Here is a 22,278-nt window from a genome sequence, read left to right as displayed (position 1 = left end):
TGAACGAGGAGGTGCGCCATGGCTAGTCAGGACTGGTTCGAGAAGGACTTCTACGCGATCCTCGGCGTGCCCCAGGACGCCGACGCCGCGACGATCAAGAAGACGTACCGCAAGGTCGCGCGCACCATGCACCCCGACCACAACGTCGGCGACCCCAAGGCCGAGGAGCGCTTCAAGGAGGTCGGGGAGGCGTATGCCGTCCTGTCCGACCCCGAGAAGCGGCGCGAGTACGACGCGATCCGCGCCATGTCGCACGGCGGTGCCCGCTTCACCGCGGGCGGCGCGGGCGGCCAGGGCGCGGGTTTCGAGGACATCTTCTCCGCCTTCGGCGGGGCGGGTGGTCCCGGTGGGCAGCGCGTGCGCTTCGACACCGGTGGCGCAGGCGGCCAGCCCAACCTCGAGGACATCCTCGGGCAGATGTTCGGCGGTGGTGCACCCGGCGCCGGCTACGGCGGCTACGGCGCGACGGCCGGTCCACGCCCCGGAGCCGACGTTCAGGCCAACACGCGCATCGGCTTCCGCGACGCCGTCGAGGGCTCGACGGTCTCGCTCAGCTCCCCCGATCTCGGTCGCATCAATGCCCGCATCCCTGCGGGCGTCAAGGACGGGCAGCGGATCCGCCTGCGCGGCAAGGGTCGCCAGGGCGACGCCGGCGCACCGGCCGGTGACCTCATCCTCACGGTGGGGGTCGACAAGCACCCGGTCTACGGACGTGACGGCGACAACCTCACCCTCGACCTGCCCGTCACCTTCGCGGAGGCCGCGCTCGGCGCGACCGTCGCGGTCCCGACGCTCGACGGCGGGTCGGTCAAGGTCAAGGTGGCGCCGGGCACCCCGAGCGGCCGCGTCCTGCGGGTCAAGGGGCGCGGCGTCAAACGGGGCGACCACGCCGGCGACCTGCTGGCCCGCGTGCAGGTGGTCGTGCCGCAACGGCTGACCGACGAGGCCCGCGAGGCCATCGAGCGGATGGCTGCGGCCGAGAACGGCCACGACCCCCGGGCCGACCTCTTCCAGCGCGCCCGAGCCTGACGAGCGAGGTGACGACGATGGCCCGCAAGAGCGCCCGCCCCGGTGGGCACGACGACGACGCACCCGTCTTCGTCATCTCCGTCGCGGCCGAGCTGGCCGGCATGCACGCCCAGACGCTGCGGCAGTACGACCGGCTCGGCCTCGTCTCACCGTCGCGCACGCGCGGGGGCGGACGGCGCTACAGCACGCGCGACGTCGAGCTGCTCCGCGAGGTGCAGCGCCTGTCACAGGAGGGTGTCTCGCTGGCCGGCATCCAGCGCATCCTCGACCTCGAGAACCACGTGACCGCCCTCCGGTCACGGGTCGAGGAGCTCGCCGCCGACCTGGCGGCGGCCCAGGCGGCTCTGTCGGCCGGCGCCCGGGTCTTCGCGGTCGGTCCACGTGGCGAGGTCGTGGCGGTCCGACCCGGCCAGCGCCCGCCCCGCGCCCCGTCGTCGCAGGCGCTCGTCGTGTGGCGGCCCGAGCGCTAGGTTCGCGCCTCACCGAGCCGTCTGTGTGTGTCAGACTGTGCTCGCCTCAAGCAGACGGGGCGCGCCGCTGTGGAATGCCGCCGGAGGCAGTTTCTTGACCCCAGTCCCGGAGGTCGTGTGACCCCGCACCACCCTGAGGGCGGCCTGCCCGGCGCCCCCACGACGAACGCCTCGAGCGGCGGCGTGCCCTCGTCCCCGACGGGGATGCGTGACCTCTTCCTGCGCACCGACTGGTCGGCCACCTCGCTGGGGCCCGTCGAGTCCTGGCCGGCCAACCTGCGCGTCCTCGTCGACGTCTGCCTGTCGTCGCGCTTCCCCATGCTGGTCTGCTGGGGTCCGGAGCTCTCCATGCTCTACAACGACGGCTACCGCGGCCTCCTCGGCGAGAGCAAGCACCCCGGCGCGTGGGGTCGCCCCATCCGTGAGGTGTGGCCCGAGATCTGGGACGTCATCGGACCGATGCTCCATGGCGTCGTCAGTGGCGGTCCCGCGACCTGGGTCGAGGACGAGCTGCTGGTCGTCGACCGGTACGGCTTCCTGGAGGAGGCGTACTTCACGTGGTCCTTCGGCGCGATCCACGATGACGACGGCCAGGTTGTCGGCGTCGTCGACATCGCCACCGAGACCACCGCCAAGGTGCTCGCCGAGCGGCGCGACGAGATGTCGGCCCGGCTCGTGGCGGCGTTGGCCGACGCCGACACGCCCGAGGACGTGCGCATCCGCGCGCTGGAGGTGCTCGGCTCCCAGGTCAACGACCACCTCGCGAGCGACATCCGGTGGCACGTCGAGGGGGACGAGCCGCCGAGCGGAGCCGTCGACGGAGAGGTCGTGCACGTCGTCCCCGTCGTCGAGCCCGGGCTGCTCGAGCCCACCGCGCACCTGCTGCTGACCGAGAACCCCCGCCGCCCGTGGGACGCCCAGCTCCAGGTCTACGCCGAGCTGTGCGCCGCGCACGTCGCGATGGCGCTGAGCGGCATCCGCCGCCTCCAGGAGGAGCGTCACCGGTCCGAGGCTCTGGCCGAGCTCGACGTCGCCAAGTCCGACTTCTTCGCCAACGTCAGCCACGAGCTGCGCACGCCGCTGACCCTCATCGCCGGACCGGTGCAGGACGCCCTCGCCGCCGACGGCCTCGACCCCGAGCAGCGCCAGCGCTTCGAGCTGATCCTCCGCAACACCGACCGACTCGCGGGCCTCGTCGACCGCATCCTCGACCTCACGAGGCTCGAGGCCGGGGCCGTCGAGCCGCACTGGGTCCGGGCCGACGTCGAGGAGCTCGTCGCCGGCATCGGAGCGAACTTCCGCCCGGCCATCGAGCGCACGGGACTCGAGTTCGAGGTGGTATGCGACGACCTCGACCACGAGGCCTACGTCGACGTCGACATGTTCGAGCGCATCGTGCTCAACCTGCTGTCGAACGCCCTGAAGTTCACGACGCGCGGACGCATCTCGCTCCACCTGGGCGGGACCGACACCGGGTTCGCCGTCTCGGTCACCGACACCGGCATCGGCATCGCCGAGAAGGACCTCGACCTCGTCTTCGACCGCTTCCGGCAGCTCGACCGCGGCGACGACCGACGATCGCGCGAGGGCGCCGGCATCGGCCTGTCGCTCGTGCGCCAGCTCGTCGACCTGCTCGGCGGCCGCGTCGCCGTGCAGTCACGGCAGGGGAGGGGCAGCATCTTCACCGTGTCCTTCCCGTGGGGCCGGCCCGCGGAGCGGGCCGCGCTGCGCCCCTCGATCACGCCGCGCTCGGCCGAGTCCTTCATCCACGAGGCGAGCAGCTGGGTCGTGCGCGACGCGGTCGCGGCCGAGATGCAGGCGTCGTCCGCGGACCCCGAGCCGCTCCGCGGGCCGATGTCGCCGGCCACGCAGCCGGACGGCGTGCGTCCGACCCTGCTCGTCGTCGAGGACAACCACGACATGCGCGACTACATCGCGCGCCACTGCGTCGTGGACTACGACGTCGTGTCGGTGCGCGACGGGGTCGAGGCCCTCGAGCACCTGCGCGCCCGACGTCCGTCGATCGTCCTCGCCGACGTCATGATGCCCCGCATGGACGGCCTGACCCTCGTGCGCGAGATCCGGGCCGACGCGAGCCTGCGCGACCTGCCCGTCGTCCTGCTCTCCGCGCGGGCCGGCGTCGAGGCCAGCACCACGGGGCTGCTCGAGGGTGCCGACGACTACGTCATCAAGCCGTTCCAGCCCCAGGAGCTCCGCGCGCGCCTCGCCGCCAACCTCGTGCGGGCCCGATCGCGGTCGCGCGACGCCGCGTGGCTGCGGGCGATCCTCGGAGCCATCCAGGAGCCGTTCGTCGTCGTCGACGCCGAGGGCCTCGTCGTCCAGGTCAACGACGTGTTCACCCGGACCTTCGGCTGGTCGCTCGCGGACGGCCCGCTCGTGCCGCCGTACCCGTGGTGGATCCGGGAGTCGGAGTCCTCCGACGAGCACCACCAGCACCAGCGACGCATGGAGATGCTCCGGTCCGGCCGACCCGTCGAGGACGACCGCTACCGCATCCTCCGGCGCGGTGGCGGTGAGGCCTGGGTCCACGTCCGGTCGGCGAGCGTGCCGGGCACGGCGGAGCACGACGGCTTCGTCATCGTCGTCGTCCGGGACGAGACGCGCGAGCGCGAGTCCCGTCTGCGGCGCGAGCTCGCCGCCCGGATCGCCGTCGACCTCGCCACCGCGGAGGAGCTCGACCAGGTGCTCGCCACGGCCGTCACCGGCTTCACCGTGCTCTTCGACGGTGCGGTGACCCTGCGCGTCTCACCGACGAAGGGGCAGCCGGTCGTGCTGTCCCCGCGCGGACGGGTGGCCGTCGACGACCTCGAACCGGGCATCCGGCAGGGGCTCGACTCCTCGCCGCACCGCCACGACGTCCTGGTCGACGACAAGCGGGAGGGCCTGCTGCTCCTCCCGACGGCGCACGAGTCGGACTGCCGGACCTGGGTGCAGTTCGACGAGCCGCGTCTCGTCTCGAGCGACGAGCTCATCGTCGGCGACCTGCTCGCGCAGTCGCTCGGCCAGGCCGTCGACCGCGTCGTCGCGCGGCAGGCGCGCGCGCAGAAGGAGCTCCAGCTCGAGCAGGCCATCGAGAGCCACCGGCTCATCGGTCACGCCGTCGGCGTCCTCATCGAGCGCCACCGCATCACGGCGACGCAGAGCTTCGAGATGCTGCGGCAGGCCTCGCTCAACCGCAACGTCAAGCTGCGCGAGATCGCGGCGCGCGTCGTCGAGAGCGGACAGGACCCCGACCAGGCCTGACCATCGACGTCAAGACCCGAGACTCGACCTCCGAAGCCGCGGGCTCCGGAGGTCGAGCGCGTGCGGCCTTGGGCCCCGGGGGAATCGGTCGAGAACGGCAATTGCCTCGTGTCGTGCTTTGTCCGGCGGCGTCACGAGATGCAACACTGTCCTGCCTCCAAGTTCGCGGGCCTTCCCACGCATACCCTGGAGGCCCGGTGACCGACCTGCGTCCGGCGACCGCAGCGAACGACGACCGCGGGCTCGACGCCGCGGCGCGGATCACCGCCGCAGCGCGGCTGATGGTCCGCTCCGAGGACCTCGAGGAGGCGCTCTCCCTCGCCGCGTCCGCCATCGGTGAGGCGCTCGTCGGCGAGGCCGTGATCCGGGTGACCGCGACCCAGCACGACCTGCTCGCCGGCGCCTCCGGTGTCGTGCCGCCGTCCGCGCTGCCCCCGGCCGTCCGCGAGGTGCTCGCCGGACCCGTCGACCTCGACGGGGCGACGATGGACCCGGCTGACGCCGGGACCCGCGGCATCCTCATGGAGTCGTCGGGGATCCACGCCACGTGCCGGGTGTGGGCCGGCGTCGGCCGGACGCCGTCTGCCGAGGGGGTCGAGCGGACCGTCGCGGAGCTGCTCCTGCACTCGTTGGCGCAGGCGGTGGACCGGATCGTCACGGTCGACCGTTTCCGGCAGAACGAGGCCAACCTCGAGCGCGCCGTCGAGAGCCACCGGCTCGTGGGCCAGGCCATGGGCATCCTCATCGAGCGACACCGGATCGTGTCGGAGGAGGCCTTCGACGTGCTCCGCCGCGCCTCCCAGGACCACAACGTCAAGCTGCGCGAGGTCGCCCAGCGCGTCATCGAGACCGGCGCCGAGCCGGACGAGGTCGTCGGTCGGTCCTAGGCTGGACGTGTGAGCCCGACGGACGAGACCCAGCACCTCATCGTGCTGCCGGAGCGTGACGGCGCCGAGGATCTCGCCGAGGAGCTCGAGGCCGAGGGGCTGGCCGACGTCCGCGTCGTGCGTGAGGCGCTCGCGGGCGAGGACGACTCCGAGGCCCACGAGTGGGCCGTCTACGTCCGCACCCCGGCCGACCCGGCGTATGCCGTCCGCTTCCAGGCGCTGGCCGCCGCCCACGACGGCTGGTACGACCCCGATCCGCACGACTGAGGAGTGGCGATGTCCCGCGCGTTCCAGGTGACCATCGACAGCAGCGACCCCCGCGCCCTCGGCGGCTTCTGGGCCGAGGTGCTCGGCTACGTCGAGGACGCGCCGCCGCCCGGCTTCGCGACGTGGACCGAAGCGCTCACCGCCTGGGGGCTGCCGCCCGAGCGCCACAACGACGCGTATGCCGTCGTGGACCCTGACGGGGCCGGGCCGCGGGTCTTCCTCCAGAAGGTGCCGGAGGGCAAGACGGCGAAGAACCGCCTGCACCTCGACGTCCGGGTCAGCGGGGTGCCGGGTCCTGCCGAGGGCAAGGGCGAGCAGCTGCAGTCAGAGGCCGACCGACTCGTCGCCCTCGGCGCCACGGTGGTGCGCGAGACGCTCACGGAGGTGGACCACTACCTCGTCATGCAGGACCCCGAGGGCAACGAGTTCTGCCTGACCTGAAGGCCGGCCACCGTCAGGTCAGGCACGAAGTTGAGTGGAATAGACTCAAGTCAGCGCCAGTTGACCCCAGTGAACCGATCCCCTCACCAGGAGTACGTATGGACCTACAGCTGACCAACAAGGCTCAGGAGGCCTTCGCCCAGGCCGCGACGACCGCGACGGGCAAGCACCACCCGAACATCGAGCCGGCACACCTGTTGCTGGCGTTGGCAGCCCAGAGCGGCACGACCACCCCGGCCCTGCTCACCGCTGGTGGCTCGAGCGTCGCTGCCGCGACCGCCGTCGCCGAGCGGGCCATGGCCGCGATGCCGCAGGTCACCGGCGGCGCCCAGCAGCCGCAGCTCTCGGCCACGGCGGGACGCGTCGTCCAGCAGGCCCAGCAGTACATGACGGCGATGGGCGACTCCTACGTCTCCACCGACCACCTGCTGCTCGCGCTCGCGCGCACGGGGCAGTTCGGCCTCGACGCCGACGCCATCGAGGCGGCCGTCCCCGAGCTGCGCGGGGGGCGTCCCGTGACGTCCGACAACCCCGAGGGCACCTTCGAGGCGCTGTCGAAGTACGGCACCGACCTCACCGCCCGCGCGCGAGAGGGCAAGCTCGACCCCGTCATCGGCCGGGACGCCGAGATCCGCCGCGTCGTCCAGGTCCTCTCGCGCCGGACGAAGAACAACCCCGTCCTCATCGGCGAGCCGGGCGTCGGCAAGACCGCCGTCGTCGAGGGCCTCGCCCAGCGCATCGTCGAGGGCGACGTGCCCGAGAGCCTGCGCGACAAGACTCTCTACAGCCTCGACCTCGGCTCGATGATCGCCGGGGCGAAGTACCGCGGCGAGTTCGAGGAGCGGCTCAAGGCCGTCCTCGAGGAGATCAAGGGCAGTGACGGCCAGATCGTCACCTTCATCGACGAGATCCACACCGTCGTCGGCGCGGGCGCCGGAGGCGAGGGCGCGATGGACGCCGGCAACATGCTCAAGCCGATGCTCGCCCGCGGCGAGCTGCGTCTCGTCGGCGCGACGACCCTCGACGAGTACCGCAAGCACATCGAGAAGGACGCCGCCCTCGAGCGCCGCTTCCAGCAGGTCTTCGTCGGCGAGCCCTCCGTCGAGGACACCATCGCCATCCTCCGTGGGCTCAAGGAGCGCTACGAGGGCCACCACAAGGTGACGATCGCCGACTCGGCGCTCGTCGCCGCGGCCAGCCTGTCCGACCGCTACATCAGCGGTCGCCAGCTGCCTGACAAGGCCATCGACCTCATCGACGAGGCCGCCTCCCGGTTGCGCATGGAGATCGACTCGAGCCCCGTCGAGATCGACGAGCTCCGGCGTGCCGTCGACCGGCTCAAGATGGAGGAGTTCGCCCTCGAGCAGGAGAGCGACGCGGCGAGCAAGGACCGCCTCGAGCGTCTGCGCAAGGACCTCGCCGACCGCTCCGAGGAGCTCGCCGCCCTCAATGCCCGGTGGGAGGCCGAGAAGTCCGGTCTCAACGCCGTCGGTGACCTCAAGGCCCGCGTCGACGACCTGCGCACCCAGGCCGACCGGCTCCAGCGCGAGGGCGACCTCGGCGCCGCCTCCAAGATCCTCTACGGCGACATCCCGACCCTCGAGAAGGAGCTCGCGACCGCCCAGGAGCGCGAGGCCGCGGCCACGACCGGCGACGAGGAGCCGATGGTCAAGGAGGAGGTCGGCGCCGACGACATCGCCGACGTCATCTCCGCCTGGACCGGCATCCCCGCCGGCCGGCTCATGGAGGGCGAGTCCGAGAAGCTGCTGCACATGGAGCAGCACATCGGCGCCCGGCTCATCGGCCAGGCCGAGGCGGTGCGTGCGGTCTCCGACGCGGTGCGCCGCACGCGCGCCGGGGTCTCCGACCCCGACCGGCCGACGGGCAGCTTCCTCTTCCTCGGACCCACCGGTGTCGGCAAGACCGAGCTGGCCAAGAGCCTTGCCGACTTCCTCTTCGACGACGAGCGGGCCATGGTCCGCATCGACATGTCGGAGTACTCCGAACGGCACTCCGTCGCGCGCCTCATCGGGGCGCCCCCCGGCTACGTCGGCTACGAAGAGGGTGGCCAGCTCACCGAGGCCGTCCGCCGTCGTCCCTACTCCGTGATCCTCCTCGACGAGGTCGAGAAGGCCCACCCCGAGACGTTCGACATCCTGCTCCAGGTCCTCGACGACGGGCGCCTCACCGACGGCCAGGGCCGCACCGTCGACTTCCGCAACGTCATCCTCGTGCTGACCTCCAACCTCGGCTCGCAGTTCCTCACCGACCCGACGCTGAGCCCCGACGCGCGCCGGGAGTCGGTCATGGGTGTGGTGCGCTCGTCGTTCAAGCCCGAGTTCCTCAACCGCCTCGACGAGGTCGTCGTCTTCGACGCCCTGAGCCGCGACGACCTCGCCCACATCGTCGACCTGCAGGTGCGGGCGTTCGCCGAGCGGCTCTCCGACCGGCGCATCACCCTCGAGGTCACCGACGACGCACGCCAGTGGCTGGCGGCCCGCGGCTACGACCCGGCCTACGGCGCCCGGCCGCTGCGCCGGCTCGTGCAGCGGGAGATCGGCGACCGACTGGCCCGGGGCCTGCTCTCGGGCGACGTGCGCGACGGGTCGACGGTCACCGTGGGTGTCGACGCCGACGGCGAGGCGCTCGACCTGGTCTGACACACGGCACTCAGCGCGTGAAGAGCTCTGCGTCCCAACCGAACTCACGGGCGGCCGCGACGTTGTCCTCGCGGTCGTCGGTGAACCAGACCTCGGCTCGGGCCACCACGCGCCCGAGGTCGGCCTCGATGGCGCGGTGGGCGGCGGCATACGCCATCGGGTCGGGCTTGGCCACGCCGAAGTCGGCGGTGTTGAGCAGGCCGTCGAAGAGCCGGGTGATCCCGAGCAGCTCCATCTCCTGCGGCACCTGGTCGGTGCCGTTGGTGAAGACGTACGTGCGGTGGCCGCCCGCACGCAGCTGCTCGAGGCGCTCGACGGTCTCGTCGATGACCGTGCCGCGGTTCGCGTGCCACTGCGCCATGTGCTCGCGCACCCGCGCCGGCTCGGGGACGACCTCCTCGAGGGCGGCGCAGATGGCGGCATACCACTCGTCGAAGGTGCGCCGACCTGTGATGGTCGGCAGGAGCAGCTCGCTGCGGAACGCCGTCGCCGAGACGTGCCCCGCGGGCAGCCCGAGCGCTGCCTCGATCGCGGGGTCGGCGTCGCCCGGGGCGAAGTCCCGGACTACGCCGTCAAGGTCGAAGACGTAGGCGGTGTGGTCCCTCACACCGTCGAGTCGCGCTGCTCGCGCTCGTCGGAGGAGCTGGTGTCAGCCGTGTCAGCCGTGTCAGCCGGGTCGAGCGCGTCGGTGCGGTCGGCGCGACGGCTGCCCCGCGTCTCGGCGGGGCGCTCGACGCTGCCGGTCGAACGCGGCTCGTCCGCCCACGACGCGGTGCCCTCGTTGACGCTCCCGTCGGCGCGGCCGGTCACGACGTCGGCGACCGACGGGCCCTCGCGCTCGCGCCACTCCGCCTCGCGGCGCGACAGCTCGGCCTCACGGGTGTCGAGGCCCTCGTGCCGGGCCGACAGCTCGCTCTCGCGGCGGCGCAGGTCCTCGTCCCGCAGGCCGGCCTCCTGGAAGCGGCGCTCGTGGTCGAGGCGCGCGGCCTCGGCGTTCTCCTCGAGCTCGGTGACGCGGGTCGCCTCCTTGTCCTCGCGGCGCAGGCGGGCACGGCGACGGGCGGCGGCCGAGACCATGGCCCAGCCGAGCGCGAAGAGCAGGACCGCGGCGGCGCCGTAGACGACGAGCTCGAGCGGCGTCGCGTTGCGCGTGAAGCCGAAGGCCGTGACGGCGACCGTCCCGGCAGCGGCGTGGGTCGCCAGGTAGGAGACGACGCCGACTCCGGCGCCGACGAGCAGCAGGATCACTCCGAGCAGGGCCATGGGTTCGTGCTCCTTCGTCTGGTGGCAGGGTTGTCCCGCCGTGATCGTCCCCGACCCTAGCCATACCCACATTGCCGTGGCGGACCGAGGGGAGGGGCGCCCTCGGTTAGCCTGACCCCCATGCGCATCACGGGAACGCTCGCCGCCGCTGCCCTCTCGGCGCTCTGCGTCGTCGGGGTGGCCTCCTGCTCGAGCAGCCCGGACGGGTCGACGCCCAGCGCGTCGCAGCTCTCGCCGGCCCAGGAGCTCTCGGCCGCCAAGGCGAAGGTCGACGCCGCACCGTCCGTGCACCTCAAGCTCGCGAGCAGCAACGTCCCGCAGGGTGCGAGCGGTGTCGTGTCGGCCGACGGCTGGGGCAAGCACCCACCGGCCTTCAAGGGCACCTTCAAGGTGACGCTCAAGGGCATCCAGGCCGATGCCGAGATCACCTCGCTCGACGGCGACGTCTACGCCAAGCTGCCGCTCGTCCCGGGCACCAACAAGATCGACCCCAAGACCTTCGGCCTTCCCGACCCGGCCGTCCTCTTCTCACCCGACAAGGGGCTGACGACGCTCCTCACCGCGACGACCTCCCCGGTCGCGGGCGAGAAGGTGCGCCAGGGCTCCGAGGTGCTGACGACGATCAAGGGCACCGTGCCCGGCAAGGCCGTCACCGACCTCTTCCTCATCGGCGACCCCAACGGCACGTTCCAGGTGACCTACGGCCTCACGGACTCGCAGGAGCTGCGCCAGGTCGTCATCACGGGTCCGTTCTTCGGCGCCGGCACGACGTCGACCTACACCCTGACGCTCGACCAGTACGGCCAGCCCGTCACCATCACCAAGCCCTGACGCGCCGGTGACGACACCACACCCGTCCGGGGCCGCTCCCGGCACCCATCGGCTCGCGCTGCTCTCGGCCGCGTCCGCTGCGGTCGCGCTGGCCGCCGCCGACACGTACGTCGTCGTCCTCGCGCTCACCGACATGATGGCCGGCGTCGGCATCGGCATCGACGCCCTCCAACGGGCGACACCGATCATCTCCGGCTTCCTCCTCGGCTACATCGCGGTGCTGCCCCTCATCGGCCGGCTCTCCGACCTGCTCGACCGTCGTCGCATCCTGCTCGGGTGCCTCCTCGTCTTCGTCGCCGGCTCGGCCGTCACGGCGCTCGCCGTCGAGATGCCGGTGCTCGTGACCGGTCGGGTGCTCCAGGGCATCGGTGGCGGCGGTCTCGTGCCGGCCACCCTCGCCCTCGTCGCGGACCTCTGGCCGCCGCACCGTCGTGGGACGCCGCTCGGGGTCGTCGGCGCCGTGCAGGAGCTCGGCTCGGTGCTCGGACCGGTCCTCGGCGCGGTCGTGCTGGCGTGGTCCGGATGGCGGGCGATCTTCTGGCTCAACGTCGCTGCCGCCCTCGTGCTGTATGCCGTCATCCACCTCCTCGGTCCCCGCGCGGGCACCCAGGGGTCGGCTGACGTGCCGCGCCCCAGGTCCACCGGTAGCCGCCGCGTCCTGTCGGCGATCACGGCCGTGCTGCTCGTCGTCGGTCTCGCCGTGACCGGGCTCGCGCTCGCTGCTCCTGAGACGCTCGTCACCGACGTGACCCTCGGCGCGCCCTTCGTGCCCTTCGCCGGCAGCTCGCGCGTGCTGACCCCGGTCGGTGTCGTCGGTCTCGCGCTGCTCGTCGTCGTCGCGGTGCTGACGGCCCCCCGGTGGTGGGCCGTCCTGCGGCGGGCCGACCTCGTGGGCGCGCTGCTCGTGGCCGTCGCGCTCGGCAGCCTGGTGCTGACCTTCGCGTCCTCCGACCCGGAGAAGGAGGTCGTCGGCCCGCTCGGTTACAGCCTGCTGCCCGTCGGCGCCGTCGCCCTCGTCGCCCTCGTGTGGTGGCACCGTCACGCGGCCGACCCGCTCATCCCTCGTGGCGTCGTCGGGGCGCGTGGCGGCCGCTCGCTCGTCGTCAGCCTCCTCGTCGGGGCGGCCCTCGTCTCGGTCGTCGTCGACGTGCCGCTCCTCGCGCGGCTCACCGACACCTACGACGAGACCGGTGCGGCGCTCGTCCTCGTCCGTTTCCTCCTCGCCGTGCCCGTCGGGGCCCTCGTCGGCGGCTGGTCGCTGCGCCGCCTCGGGGACGGTGCCGTCGCCGGCGCCGGCCTGCTCCTCGCCGGGGTCGGCCTCGTCGTCATGTCGCGCTGGACGCTCCCGTCGGTCGGCGACACCGTCCCGGCGACCGTCGTCCTCGTCGTCGTCGGCCTGGGCATGGGCCTCGCGCTCGCACCGGTCAACAACGCGGCGCTCGCCGACTCACCGGCCGACGCGCACGGGGTCGCGAGCTCGCTCGTCGTCGTGGCCCGGATGGTCGGCATGGTCGTCGGGCTCGCGCTGCTCACGTCGATCGGGCTCAACCGCTACTTCGACGCGGTGCGCCGGCTGCCCGACCAGCTCGACACGGACGCGCTCATCGGGGCCGGCGTCGTGCAGGTGCAGACGGTCTTCCTCGGAGGCGCGATCGCCGCCCTGCTCGGGGCGGGCGTGGCGTTCACCCTCGGGGTGGGCCGCCGGACGAGCGCCGCCGAGCCTGCAGACGCCGACGCACCCCGCTTCGTCGCCCTCTGAGGCGACGCCGCTCGGGCGTCCTGCCCGGGACTCAGACGGTGGCGGGCCGGGCGCGCAGCTCGGCGAGCAGGCCGCGTACCTCGTCGGCGACGACGTCGGTCGCCTCCCACGGCAGCATGTGGCCGGCACGGGGGATGTCGACGAACGTCGCGTGCGGCAGGGCGACGCGCAGCGCGCGAGCCCGCGTCACCGGCATGAGCGGGTCCAGGCGACCGGCGACGATGGCGACACGCACGCGTTCGAGGGCGGGGAAGCCGGCCCGCTGGTCGACGGTGAGCAGCGCGCCGTAGAAGGCGGCGAACGTCGTCAGCTTCGTGGCGGCCACCTGCTCGCAGGCGGTCTCCACGTCCGCCGGGTCGGCGTCCTCGCCGAAGAGGCCGCGCACGAGGGCGCGGATCCTGGCGTTGCCGCCGGGGGGAAGCGGCAGGCCGCGGGCGGCCAGCCGCATGACGGCCGCCTCACCGGTGCGTTCGCCGAGGGCGACGTGGGAGGCCGCGGTCGCGACGAGGAGTGCCGCCCGTACCCGTGTGCCGAAGAGGTCGGGCCGCTGCTCGGCGAGCGCCATGACGGTCATGCCGCCCATCGAGTGTCCGGCGAGCAGCACCGGGGAGGCGGGCGGCACGACACTGCGCAGCACGACGTCGAGGTCGCGTCCCGTGTGCCCGACCGACGTCGACGCGATCTCGGCCCGACGCAGCCCGAGCGTCGAGCGTCCGTGCCCCCGCTGGTCCCACAGCACGACCCGGATCGGCTCGTCGGCGAGCTGCTCGACGACCGGCATCCAGCTCTCGTGGTCGACGGCCCAGCCGTGTGCGAGCACGAGGGTCGGCGCGTCCGCCGGCAGCTCCGGGTCGACGTGGGTGTGCACCGACAGGCTGGCGCCGTCGGGCGTTGACGATGCCGCGGCGGTCGTGGCGCCTCACGCCTCGGACCCCGTCGTCCCGACGGGCTCGGCGTCGGCGACCTGGAAGACGACGGGCGCGTGGTCGGAGGCACCCTTGCCCTTGCGCTCCTCGCGGTCGATGGCGGCCCCGACGACGCGGTCGGCGAGGGCGGGGGAGCACAGCGCGAAGTCGATGCGCATGCCCTGCCGCTTCTGGAAGCGCAGCTGCGTGTAGTCCCAGTAGGTGAAGGTGCCGGGCTCGCTCGTGTGCGGCCGCACGACGTCGCTGAAGCCGGCGTCGACGACGCCCTGGAAGGCGGCGCGCTCACCGGGCGAGGTGTGGGTCTTGTCCTCGTAGTACGGGACGCTCCACACGTCGGCGTCGGTCGGCGCGATGTTCCAGTCGCCGAGCAGGGCGATCTGCGCCCCGGGGTCGTCGGCCAGCCATCCGCGACCGGCGGCCGCCAGCGCCTCGAGCCAGCCCAGCTTGTACGCGAGGTGCGGGTCGTCGAGCGAGCGGCCGTTCGGGACGTAGAGGGACCACACGCGTACGCTGTCGCACAGCGCGCTGATGGCGCGCGCCTCGGGCGCGACCGGCTCGCCCCAGCCCGGCATCCCGTCGAACCCGACCTGCACGTCCTCGAGACCGACGCGCGAGACGACGGCGACGCCGTTCCACTGGCTCAGCCCGTGGTGGGCGACCTCGTAGCCGAGAGCCTCGAACCGCTCGAGCGGGAACTGGTCGGCGCGCGCCTTGGTCTCCTGGATCGCGAGCACGTCGACCTCGCTGCGCTCGAGCCAGGCGGCGACGCGGTCGACGCGGGATCGGATGGAGTTGACGTTCCAGGTGGCGATGCGCACAGTCGGCCACCCTAGACCGCCGCGCCGACGGCCGATCCCTAGGGTGAGTCACATGACTGCACCGCGCACGACGCGACCCACGGCCCTCGTCACCGGCGCGAGCGCCGGCATCGGACACGAGTTCGCGCGGCAGCTCGCCGCCCGCCAGCACGACCTGGTCCTCGTCGCGCGCGACCGTGAGCGCCTCGACGCCGTCGCCGCCGAGCTGACGAGCAGGTATGCCGTCACGGCCGAGGTGCTCGTCGCCGACCTCTCGGACCGGTCGGCCCTGCAGACGGTCGCCGACCGCGTCGCCGACCCCGAGCGTCCCGTCGACGTGCTCGTGAACAATGCCGGCTACGGTCAGCGCCGCAGCTTCCTGCGCAACGACGTCGCCGTCGAGGAGGCCGCCTTCGACGTGCTGACGCGGGCGGTGCTCGTCCTCTCGCACGCGGCCGGTGTCGCGATGCGCGAGCGCGGCCGGGGCCGCATCGTCAACGTCTCGTCGGTGGCCGGCTTCATCGCCTCCGGGTCCTACTCCGCCGCCAAGGCGTGGGTCACGACCTTCAGCGAGGGCCTCGCGAGCGAGCTCGCCGGGTCGGGGGTCACGGTGACGGCCCTGTGCCCCGGCTTCACCAACACCGAGTTCCAGCAGCGCGCGGGGATCAGCAAGCCGGGCCCCGACTTCATGTGGCTCGACCCGTCGCGCCTCGTCTCCGACTGCCTCGACGACGTCGACAAGGGCCGGGTCGTCTCGGTCCCGGGCCTGCAGTACAAGACGATCGTCGGGCTGCTCCGTGTGGTGCCACGATCGGTCGTGCGCCGCCGGGCGCGCCTCGTCCGCCGCTGAGTCGAGGCGCCCCGGCGTCGGTGTTCAGCGCCCCGCCAAGGGAGAGTTGTCTCGGATGTCCAGTTCGTACAAGGGAACTCGGCGATCCTCGCTCTATCCCGCTCAGTCGCCCTAACCCGGTGTTACCGTGAAACGGCAGGAGGTCGCCGACTCCTCACCACTAGGTCCACGACCGCCGGAGGGTCGGGGGTGGGCCTCAGCTCCTACAGTTCTGGACCTGAGTGATGACAGTGAGACGGCAGCCTTCCGACCTGGGGGGTCGGATGTGCGTCGGGTGCTGGGGTGCCCGGCGGCTGCCGCCGCGTCGGTCAGATCCCGTCACGTCACCCGTTGGGATGGGTGATGATCCGTCGCCGGACGCGACGGTGCTCTGCCGTGTCACCGCCTGACCCGGGCCGAGCGGGGTTCTCGGCCTGAGTACACAAGACAAGTCCGGGGGGACCACATGTCGAACCGAAAGTCGGACTACATCCGTCGTGGCGCGCAGCGTCGTCGCGACGTACGCATCGAGGGTGGGCACCAGGCGCCACGGCGTCCGGGTGGCGATGACGCGATGCGCGCGCTGTGCCACGACCTCATCCAGCCCTTGGCCACGATCAGCCTCCTCGCCGACCCGCAGGTCCTCGACAGCAAGGAGCGCCTGAGCCGCATCCAGCACGAGGTCGCCTGGCTCACCGAGCTCGTGGGATCCGTCCTGGGGGACGCGCCCGAAGACGACCCGGGACTGCTCGACCTGAGGGACGTCGCGACGTACGCGGTGTCGTGCTGTGCCCTCGTCACGTCGTCCACCGTCACGATCGAAGCGGAGGAGCCCGTGCCCGTGCTCGCGTCGCGCGTCTCGCTCGTCCGTGCCTTGATCTGCTTGCTGGACAACGCTGCTCGGGCCGCAGGAACGGACGGGCACGTGGCGGTCGTCGTCCGTACGGACGCACCGTGGGCCGTGCTGAGGGTCGTCGACGACGGGCCGGGGCTGGGGCGTCTCGTGCCCCAGCACTCCATCGGTCTCGTGACGGTGGCAGCGGTCCTCGAGGAGTGTCGTGGACGGCTCCGGCTCGAGAACGGTGTCCACGGGGGCGCTGTCGCGACGGTCGAGCTGCCACTCCTGCCGTGGGCCGAGGCGCGATGAGGATCGTGGTCTGCGACGACCATCGCCTCCTGCTCGAGGCTCTCGGCGCCTCCCTCGAGGCCCGTGGCCACGACGTCGTGGCGCTGACCCTGGCCCCCGACGCCGCCGTCGCCGCGGTCGCCGAGCACGCTCCTGACGTGTGCCTCATCGACCTGCACTTCCCGGACGGGACGAGCCTCGAGGCGGTGCGCGCCCTGACGGCACGCCATCCGGGCACCAAGGTCGTCGTCCTCTCGGCGACGGCCGACCCCCAGGCGGTCGTCGGGGCCCTCTCCGTCGGTGCCGCCGGCTTCCTCTGCAAGGCGATGTCCCTCGATGCGATCTGCCTCATGCTCGACCGGGCCGTCGAGGGGCAGGTCGCCGTGGAGGCGACGCTGCTGCAGCGTGCCTTCCTGCCTCCGTCCGCCCACGACCCGCTCTGGGCCCTCCGCTTCCTGACCGACCGGGAGTGGGACGTGCTGTGGTGCATCACGAGGGGACTGGCGACGCAGCAGATCGCTCAACGGCTCGGCGTACAGAACAGCACGGCGCGCACGCACGTGCAGAACCTGCTCACCAAGCTCGGTGTCCACTCCCGGCTCGAGGCGGCAGCGCTGCTCGCCGACCACGGGAGTGCGGCGATCTGGCCGGCGCGACTGCGCGCCTGAGGACGACACGGTCGGCCATGTGACGTAGCCGGAGGTCGTCCAGACGGCGGGTGCGGGAGGCGCCGTCCCGAACGATGCTGTGTCGATGGCGCCCCAACCTGTTCGGGTTGCGGTCTTCGCCCGACAGCAGCTGGTTCTGGAGGCGTTGGCGGAGGCCCTCGAGACGCGACCCGGCATGCGGGTGGTGGGCCGCACGAGCACGTCGGCGGGTCTGCCCCAGCTCCTCGGCTCGGGCCGGGTGGACGTGCTCGTCCTGCACGCGGTCACGCGCCAGGAGCTGTCGTCCGACCTCGTGCGCACTGCACTCGCACGCGATCACGACCTGGGCATCGTGCTCCTGACCGAGGCGGGCGCGTCCGACCTCGTGCGTGATGCCCTCGAGTCCGGCATCCGTGGATGGGTGTGCAGCGACGAGTCGCTCGACCGACTCGTGGCCGCCGTTCGCGAGGTCGGGGCGCACGAGGTGTTCATGCCGGTGTCCCGGATGACCGCCGTGCTGGCCCCACAGAGCGCCCCGACGACGTCGGACGCGTCGAAGCGCCTTCCCCTGCGCCTGACTCCGCGTCAGCAGGACGTCCTGCGCTGCCTCATGGACGGGTGCTCGCGGGACGAGACGGGACGGCTGCTCGACATGTCGCCCAACACCGTCCGCACGCACGTGGGAGCCATCCTGCGGCGGCTCCAGGTCCACTCGACGCTCGCGGCCGTGGCGGAGGCCCGCCGCGGCGGCCTCCTCGGCCGGAGTGCCGAGGGAGCGTCTACCGCGAATGGCGTAGGTGGACTCGGGCGCTGAGCGGGTGTGGGGCTGCCGCCCTGTTCCTACCGTCGAGGGAGCGGGCACCACCCGCGCCCACGTTCGCAGTCTCTTCACGTCCAGGGGTAGCCATGACGGTCCACACATCCGCACCACGAGTGGCCGCGGCTCGCTCGATTCCCTTCGCGCGCACGGTGATCGGTCCCGATGCCCGCTCCGCCGTCGCCCAGGTCCTCGAGTCGGGGTGGGTGACGACAGGGCAGCAGGTCGCCGACTTCGAGCGAGAGTTCGCCGACCACGTCGGTGCCGCCCGGGGCGTCGCGGTCAGCTCCTGCACGGCGGGACTGGAGCTCGCTCTGCGGGGCCTGTGTCTGGCCCGTGGGTCGCGCGTGCTGATGTCGACGAACACGTTCTGCGGCGCGGCCGGAGCCATCACTCATGCCGGCCTCGTGCCGGTCCTCGCCGACGTCGACCCCTGGACGGCCGTCCCGACCGAGGAGCACATTCGCGCTGCCGTGCGCGACGTCGGTGGTGTGTCGGCCATGGTCGTCATGCACCTCGGCGGCAACCCGGTCGACGTGGAGGCCGCCGCCGCGGCAGCCGGGATCGGACTCGACCACGTCATCGAGGACGCCGCGCACGCGCTCGGCACGTGGGTCGGGACGCGACCGGTCGGGTCGATCTCCCGCGCGACCTGCTTCAGCTTCTACGCCACGAAGAACCTGGCGATAGGGGAGGGCGGCATGGTGACGACCCTCGACGAGGACTTCGCCGAGGTCATGGCCCGCACCCGGTTGCACGGGATGTCCCGCGACGCCTGGCGCCGCTACTCGCCCGGGGCGAGCTGGCGCTACGACGTGGCCGACGACGGCCTCAAGGCGAACCTCACGGACGTCCAGGCAGCGATCGGCCGTGCGCAGCTGCGCCGGTTCGACACCGACCAGGCACGCCGTCGCGAGGTGGCGGCGCGCTACGACGCGCAGCTCAGCAGCCTCCCCTGGGTCAGCCTGCCGCCGCGCCCGGTCGAGGGTCGACACGCCTGGCACCTCTACGCGGTGCGGGTCCACCCAGGCTTCCCGGTCGCCCGCGACGAGCTCATCGACCGGCTCAACGACCTGGGCATCGGGACCTCGGTGCACTTCATCCCCCTGCACCGGCTGACGTGGCACGTCGAGCACTGCGTCGTGCCTGCCGGCGGCCTTCCCGGCGCCGACGCCGTCTTCGCCACCACCCTGTCGCTGCCCTTCGACCAGAACCTCAGCGATGACGACGTCGACGAGGTCTGTGCGGCGCTCTGGCGGATCGGGGGCACGCGATGACGTCACAGCTGGTCAGTCTGCCCGGGATCGGCAGCGCCGGGCCCGGACTCAGCCTCCGGACCCTCATCGTCGGAGCCGGGGCAGCAGGCAAGGCTCTCGCGCGGGACCTGCAGCGAGTCGACGACTTCGGGCTGTGTCCCGTGGGCTTCCTCGACGACGACCCCAGCAAGCGCCGGGTTCGCCACCTCCCCGTGCTCGGCCGGCTGGCCGACGTCCTGCAGGTCGCGACGGCCGAGCGGATCGACGTCGTCGTCCTCGCGATCCCGGGGCTTCCCGAGGCCGAGGTGACCAGGCTGGCCACAGCCGCGGCCCGCGTCGGGGCGAGTGTCCGCAGGCTGCCGTCCTTCGTGGCCCTGCTGCGACGAGACGTCGTGGGCACGGACATGTGCTCGCTCGACGTCGCCAACCTGATCGGCCGCTGCGAGCTCCACGTCGCGTCACCGGAGGTTGCCGAGATCATCACGGGCAGAACGGTGCTCGTGACCGGGGCCGGTGGCTCGATCGGCAGCGAGCTGTGCCGTCAGGTCAACGGCTTCGTGCCCCACCGCCTCGTCATGCTCGACCACGACGAGTCCAACCTCCACCGCCTCCAGCTCGAGCTGCGCGGAGAGGCGTTCCTCGAGTCGCACGACACCGTCGTGGCCGACATCCGCGACGCCGAACGCATGCGGCAGGTCATGGGGCAGTACAAGCCGCAGGTCGTCTTCCACGCGGCAGCCCTCAAGCACCTGCCGATGCTGGAGGAGCATCCCTGCGAGGGCGTGAAGTCGAACGTCCAGGGCACCGAGAACGTGCTGGTCGCCGCGGTCGAGGCGGGAGTCGAGCGCTTCGTCGCCATCTCCACCGACAAGGCCGCTGACCCGACCTCCGTCCTGGGAGCGACCAAGGCCCTGGCCGAGCAGGTGGTCAAGAAGCACGCGGGAGGCCGCACCGTGGTCTCGGCCGTGCGCTTCGGCAACGTGCTCGGCAGCCGGGGCTCGCTCCTCCCCGTGCTCGTGGCCCAGATGGCGGCGGGACGGGATGTGACCGTGACGCATCCGGACGTCACGAGGTACTTCATGACGATCGAGGAGGCGGTCGGCCTCGTGCTCGAGGCGGCGCACCTGACCACCGGCTCGGAGACGTTCGTGCTCGACATGGGCTCACCCGTCCGGATCGTCGACCTCGTGGCCAACTTCGCACGGCAGCTCGGCGTCCGCGACGTCCACATCCGGTTCACCGGGCTCCGTCCCGGGGAGAAGCTCCACGAGTCGCTGTTCAGCGACGACGAGGAATGCCTCCCCACGAGTCATCCACGCATCTTCGGCGCGCAGGCCGTCCCGGTGCACGAGCACTTCGACGCCCTGATGCTCGCGCTCTACGACGCCGCCCGGCGGAACGCAGCGGACGACGTGCGCCGCGCCCTCGGTGCGGTGCTGCCGGTCTACCGCCCCGAACCCGGCGACGTGTTCGCCCTCCAGACGTCCGCCCCGTACCCGGACGACTACTGATGCAGCCCGCACCCCACGAGGACAGGTTCGCCCCATGAAGATCACCGTCATCGCCGGTCGCGCCGCGGAGCCGACGTCGGACCGGCCGGCAGGCCATCACGAGGCACGCGTGTTCGACAGCGACCGCGTCCCGGCGGACCGAGACCTCGTCGCGTCGCTGAACTCCGCCACGCTCGGGATGGACCTCGTGGCCCCACCGGTCGTGCTTCCCGACTTCCACCACAAGTCGGCCATGGAGATGCCCTCGAGCATCGCCGTGGCGACGGCAGGGACGATCCGACCGACGCTCACGAGCTCGTCGGTCAACTGCGGCATGGCGCTCATCGCCCTGGGCTGCGACCGACCGAGCGATGCCGCCGTCAGCGACTTCTACCGCCGGGTGCGCGAGCGCTACCCCTATCCCACGACCAACCGGCGCGACCTGTCGTATGGGGACGTGGTCGCCGCCGCCACCGAGGGCGCCGGCTTCGCCGTCGAGCGGAACGGGGTCGACCCCGCCGAGCTCGAGCGGGTGGAGGAGAGCGGCCGGATCGACCTCGCGGCGTGGGGCGGCAGCGAGCGTCTCGTCGCCGAGGTCCCCGCGCTCACGTGGCAGCTGGCCCGGCTCCGCTTCGGCACTGTGGGTCCGACGAACCACTTCGTCGAACTGCAGGTGGTCGAGGAGATCCTCGACCCGGTCGCCGCCCGGCAGCTCGGCGTCCACGAGGGCCAGGTGACGCTGCAGTACCACGCCGGCGGCGGCGTGCTGACGGGCGAGATCGGTCACCTGTTCGCCCGCCGGCGTGACACCGCCCGCGTCATGAGGGCGGCGATGGCGGTCCAGAAGCCGTTGTTCCACCTCGCCACGGCGCGATCCACCCAGCAGGTCCGCGAGCGGATGCGCCTCTTCTTCAGCTCGGCGTGCCCACCGGTCGGTCTCGACTCGGACGAGGGGAAGCGGCTCATGCTCGCCAACGCGGCGGCGATGAACTACGGCTTCGCCTTCCGCATGGCGACCTACCAGGCACTCCGGCAGCTGGCGGCGGACGCCTTCGGCGGCGCCCCGGGCAGGCTCGTCGTCGACTCGCCCCACAACTCGATCTACGAGGAGGACGTCGCCGGGGAACGTGCCGTCGTGCACCGCCACAACTCGTGCCGCGCCTACCCGGCGCACCTCATGGTGCCCGGGACCACCTTCGCGCAGACGGGTCAGGCGGTCCTGCTGCCCGGGACGCACCGGACGTCGTCGTACCTCGCGGTCGCCGGCCCGTCCAGCGGCCAGAGCCTCCACTCCGCCTGCCACGGGGCGGGCACCGTCATCGACCAGTTCGCGACGAGCGGGGCCTCCCAGCCCGATCCCGCGGGGCGCTCCACGCTCCGGTTCCGCTACGACGACACCGCCCCGAGCGAGACGGCGCACCTCGACGACGCCGGCGTCAACGCGGCGATGTCGGTCCTGTCCTCGCACCAGATCATCCGCCCGGTGGCGCGGATGCGGCCGTTCGCCGTCCTGCACTGA

At 72.3% G+C, this 22,278-nt stretch carries 20 protein-coding genes; 16 read left to right on the top strand and 4 right to left on the bottom strand.

What is annotated here, in order from left to right; translation table 11 throughout:
- Positions 1-18: 18 nt before the first annotated feature.
- The 7 genes from AB4Z14_RS16185 to clpB all read left to right on the top strand — a co-directional run bounded on the left by AB4Z14_RS16185 (position 19) and on the right by clpB (position 9,018).
- A complete protein-coding gene (locus AB4Z14_RS16185; RefSeq protein WP_442276086.1) occupies positions 19-1,029 on the top strand; it encodes a DnaJ C-terminal domain-containing protein in 1,011 nt (336 codons plus the stop codon).
- Between the two features lie 17 nt (positions 1,030-1,046).
- Positions 1,047-1,499, top strand: a complete 453-nt coding sequence (locus tag AB4Z14_RS16180) for a heat shock protein transcriptional repressor HspR (protein ID WP_442276085.1) — start codon at positions 1,047-1,049, stop codon at positions 1,497-1,499.
- 117 nt (positions 1,500-1,616) lie between these two features.
- Positions 1,617-4,763 carry an ATP-binding protein gene (locus tag AB4Z14_RS16175; protein WP_442276084.1) on the top strand — a complete coding sequence of 1,049 codons (3,147 nt, stop codon included), beginning with the start codon at positions 1,617-1,619 and terminating at the stop codon, positions 4,761-4,763.
- 197 nt (positions 4,764-4,960) lie between these two features.
- Positions 4,961-5,650, top strand: a complete 690-nt coding sequence (locus AB4Z14_RS16170; RefSeq protein ID WP_442276083.1) for an ANTAR domain-containing protein — start codon at positions 4,961-4,963, stop codon at positions 5,648-5,650.
- A 9-nt stretch (positions 5,651-5,659) separates the two neighbouring features.
- Positions 5,660-5,917 carry a hypothetical protein gene (locus tag AB4Z14_RS16165; protein WP_442276082.1) on the top strand — a complete coding sequence of 86 codons (258 nt, stop codon included), beginning with the start codon at positions 5,660-5,662 and terminating at the stop codon, positions 5,915-5,917.
- 9 nt (positions 5,918-5,926) lie between these two features.
- The gene (locus AB4Z14_RS16160; protein WP_442276081.1) at positions 5,927-6,358 is read left to right on the top strand and encodes a VOC family protein; all 432 of its coding nucleotides are present in this window, start codon (positions 5,927-5,929) and stop codon (positions 6,356-6,358) included.
- A 98-nt stretch (positions 6,359-6,456) separates the two neighbouring features.
- Complete coding sequence (gene clpB / locus AB4Z14_RS16155) at positions 6,457-9,018, top strand: ATP-dependent chaperone ClpB (RefSeq protein ID WP_442276080.1); 2,562 nt, start codon at positions 6,457-6,459, stop codon at positions 9,016-9,018.
- A 10-nt stretch (positions 9,019-9,028) separates the two neighbouring features.
- Here the strand turns inward: clpB and AB4Z14_RS16150 are convergent, their stop codons facing one another.
- Together AB4Z14_RS16150 and AB4Z14_RS16145 are read right to left on the bottom strand one after the other, a co-directional pair.
- Positions 9,029-9,625, bottom strand: a complete 597-nt coding sequence (locus AB4Z14_RS16150; protein ID WP_442276079.1) for an HAD family hydrolase — start codon at positions 9,623-9,625, stop codon at positions 9,029-9,031.
- Positions 9,622-10,281 (bottom strand): hypothetical protein, encoded by a 660-nt coding sequence (locus AB4Z14_RS16145; protein WP_442276078.1) that lies wholly within the window; start codon positions 10,279-10,281, stop codon positions 9,622-9,624. Before AB4Z14_RS16145 ends, AB4Z14_RS16150 begins: the two co-directional genes overlap by 4 nt.
- 120 nt (positions 10,282-10,401) lie before the next feature.
- Here AB4Z14_RS16145 and AB4Z14_RS16140 point away from each other — a divergent pair, with 120 nt between their 5' ends.
- A complete protein-coding gene (locus AB4Z14_RS16140; RefSeq protein WP_442276077.1) occupies positions 10,402-11,112 on the top strand; it encodes an LppX_LprAFG lipoprotein in 711 nt (236 codons plus the stop codon).
- Between the two features lie 7 nt (positions 11,113-11,119).
- Positions 11,120-12,871: an MFS transporter gene (locus AB4Z14_RS16135; RefSeq protein WP_442276076.1), complete on the top strand. Its 1,752-nt coding sequence runs from the start codon at positions 11,120-11,122 to the stop codon at positions 12,869-12,871.
- Between the two features lie 31 nt (positions 12,872-12,902).
- Here the strand turns inward: AB4Z14_RS16135 and AB4Z14_RS16130 are convergent, their stop codons facing one another.
- Together AB4Z14_RS16130 and AB4Z14_RS16125 are read right to left on the bottom strand one after the other, a co-directional pair.
- Positions 12,903-13,739 (bottom strand): alpha/beta fold hydrolase, encoded by an 837-nt coding sequence (locus AB4Z14_RS16130; protein ID WP_442276075.1) that lies wholly within the window; start codon positions 13,737-13,739, stop codon positions 12,903-12,905.
- A gap of 51 nt (positions 13,740-13,790) precedes the next feature.
- Complete coding sequence (locus tag AB4Z14_RS16125) at positions 13,791-14,615, bottom strand: exodeoxyribonuclease III (protein ID WP_442276074.1); 825 nt, start codon at positions 14,613-14,615, stop codon at positions 13,791-13,793.
- Between the two features lie 52 nt (positions 14,616-14,667).
- Here AB4Z14_RS16125 and AB4Z14_RS16120 point away from each other — a divergent pair, with 52 nt between their 5' ends.
- The 7 genes from AB4Z14_RS16120 (at position 14,668) to AB4Z14_RS16090 (ending at position 22,278) form a co-directional block, all read left to right on the top strand.
- Positions 14,668-15,444, top strand: coding sequence for an SDR family NAD(P)-dependent oxidoreductase (locus AB4Z14_RS16120; protein WP_442276073.1), 777 nt, complete (start codon positions 14,668-14,670; stop codon positions 15,442-15,444).
- A 445-nt stretch (positions 15,445-15,889) separates the two neighbouring features.
- Positions 15,890-16,570 carry a sensor histidine kinase gene (locus AB4Z14_RS16115; protein WP_442276072.1) on the top strand — a complete coding sequence of 227 codons (681 nt, stop codon included), beginning with the start codon at positions 15,890-15,892 and terminating at the stop codon, positions 16,568-16,570.
- Positions 16,567-17,217, top strand: coding sequence for a response regulator (locus AB4Z14_RS16110; protein WP_442276071.1), 651 nt, complete (start codon positions 16,567-16,569; stop codon positions 17,215-17,217). Before AB4Z14_RS16115 ends, AB4Z14_RS16110 begins: the two co-directional genes overlap by 4 nt.
- Before the next feature lie 85 nt (positions 17,218-17,302).
- Positions 17,303-18,010, top strand: coding sequence for a response regulator transcription factor (locus tag AB4Z14_RS16105; RefSeq protein WP_442276070.1), 708 nt, complete (start codon positions 17,303-17,305; stop codon positions 18,008-18,010).
- 92 nt (positions 18,011-18,102) lie between these two features.
- On the top strand, positions 18,103-19,290 hold the full coding sequence (locus tag AB4Z14_RS16100) for a DegT/DnrJ/EryC1/StrS family aminotransferase (RefSeq protein WP_442276069.1): 1,188 nt from the start codon (positions 18,103-18,105) through the stop codon (positions 19,288-19,290).
- Positions 19,287-20,780, top strand: coding sequence for a polysaccharide biosynthesis protein (locus tag AB4Z14_RS16095; protein ID WP_442276068.1), 1,494 nt, complete (start codon positions 19,287-19,289; stop codon positions 20,778-20,780). Before AB4Z14_RS16100 ends, AB4Z14_RS16095 begins: the two co-directional genes overlap by 4 nt.
- 34 nt (positions 20,781-20,814) lie before the next feature.
- Positions 20,815-22,278 carry an RtcB family protein gene (locus tag AB4Z14_RS16090; RefSeq protein ID WP_442276067.1) on the top strand — a complete coding sequence of 488 codons (1,464 nt, stop codon included), beginning with the start codon at positions 20,815-20,817 and terminating at the stop codon, positions 22,276-22,278.

Origin of the sequence: Terrabacter sp. 2TAF16 (assembly GCF_052115065.1) — a bacterium.
Taxonomy (GTDB): Bacteria; Actinomycetota; Actinomycetes; order Actinomycetales; family Dermatophilaceae; genus Terrabacter.
The sequence above is the reverse complement of the archived record's forward strand: the minus strand, read 5'-3'. Positions and strand labels throughout refer to the sequence as shown.

Bases quoted from the DNA above. Each gene is read 5' to 3' on its own strand.
- AB4Z14_RS16185 (WP_442276086.1), top strand. From the start codon at position 19: ATGGCTAGTCAGGACTGGTTCGAGAAGGACTTCTACGCGATCCTCGGC.
- AB4Z14_RS16180 (WP_442276085.1), top strand. From the start codon at position 1,047: ATGGCCCGCAAGAGCGCCCGCCCCGGTGGGCACGACGACGACGCACCC.
- AB4Z14_RS16160 (WP_442276081.1), top strand. From the start codon at position 5,927: ATGTCCCGCGCGTTCCAGGTGACCATCGACAGCAGCGACCCCCGCGCC.
- clpB (WP_442276080.1), top strand. From the start codon at position 6,457: ATGGACCTACAGCTGACCAACAAGGCTCAGGAGGCCTTCGCCCAGGCC.
- AB4Z14_RS16145 (WP_442276078.1), bottom strand. From the start codon at position 10,281: ATGGCCCTGCTCGGAGTGATCCTGCTGCTCGTCGGCGCCGGAGTCGGC.
- AB4Z14_RS16140 (WP_442276077.1), top strand. From the start codon at position 10,402: ATGCGCATCACGGGAACGCTCGCCGCCGCTGCCCTCTCGGCGCTCTGC.
- AB4Z14_RS16120 (WP_442276073.1), top strand. From the start codon at position 14,668: ATGACTGCACCGCGCACGACGCGACCCACGGCCCTCGTCACCGGCGCG.
- AB4Z14_RS16115 (WP_442276072.1), top strand. From the start codon at position 15,890: ATGTCGAACCGAAAGTCGGACTACATCCGTCGTGGCGCGCAGCGTCGT.
- AB4Z14_RS16110 (WP_442276071.1), top strand. From the start codon at position 16,567: ATGAGGATCGTGGTCTGCGACGACCATCGCCTCCTGCTCGAGGCTCTC.
- AB4Z14_RS16105 (WP_442276070.1), top strand. From the start codon at position 17,303: ATGGCGCCCCAACCTGTTCGGGTTGCGGTCTTCGCCCGACAGCAGCTG.
- AB4Z14_RS16100 (WP_442276069.1), top strand. From the start codon at position 18,103: ATGACGGTCCACACATCCGCACCACGAGTGGCCGCGGCTCGCTCGATT.
- AB4Z14_RS16095 (WP_442276068.1), top strand. From the start codon at position 19,287: ATGACGTCACAGCTGGTCAGTCTGCCCGGGATCGGCAGCGCCGGGCCC.
- AB4Z14_RS16090 (WP_442276067.1), top strand. From the start codon at position 20,815: ATGAAGATCACCGTCATCGCCGGTCGCGCCGCGGAGCCGACGTCGGAC.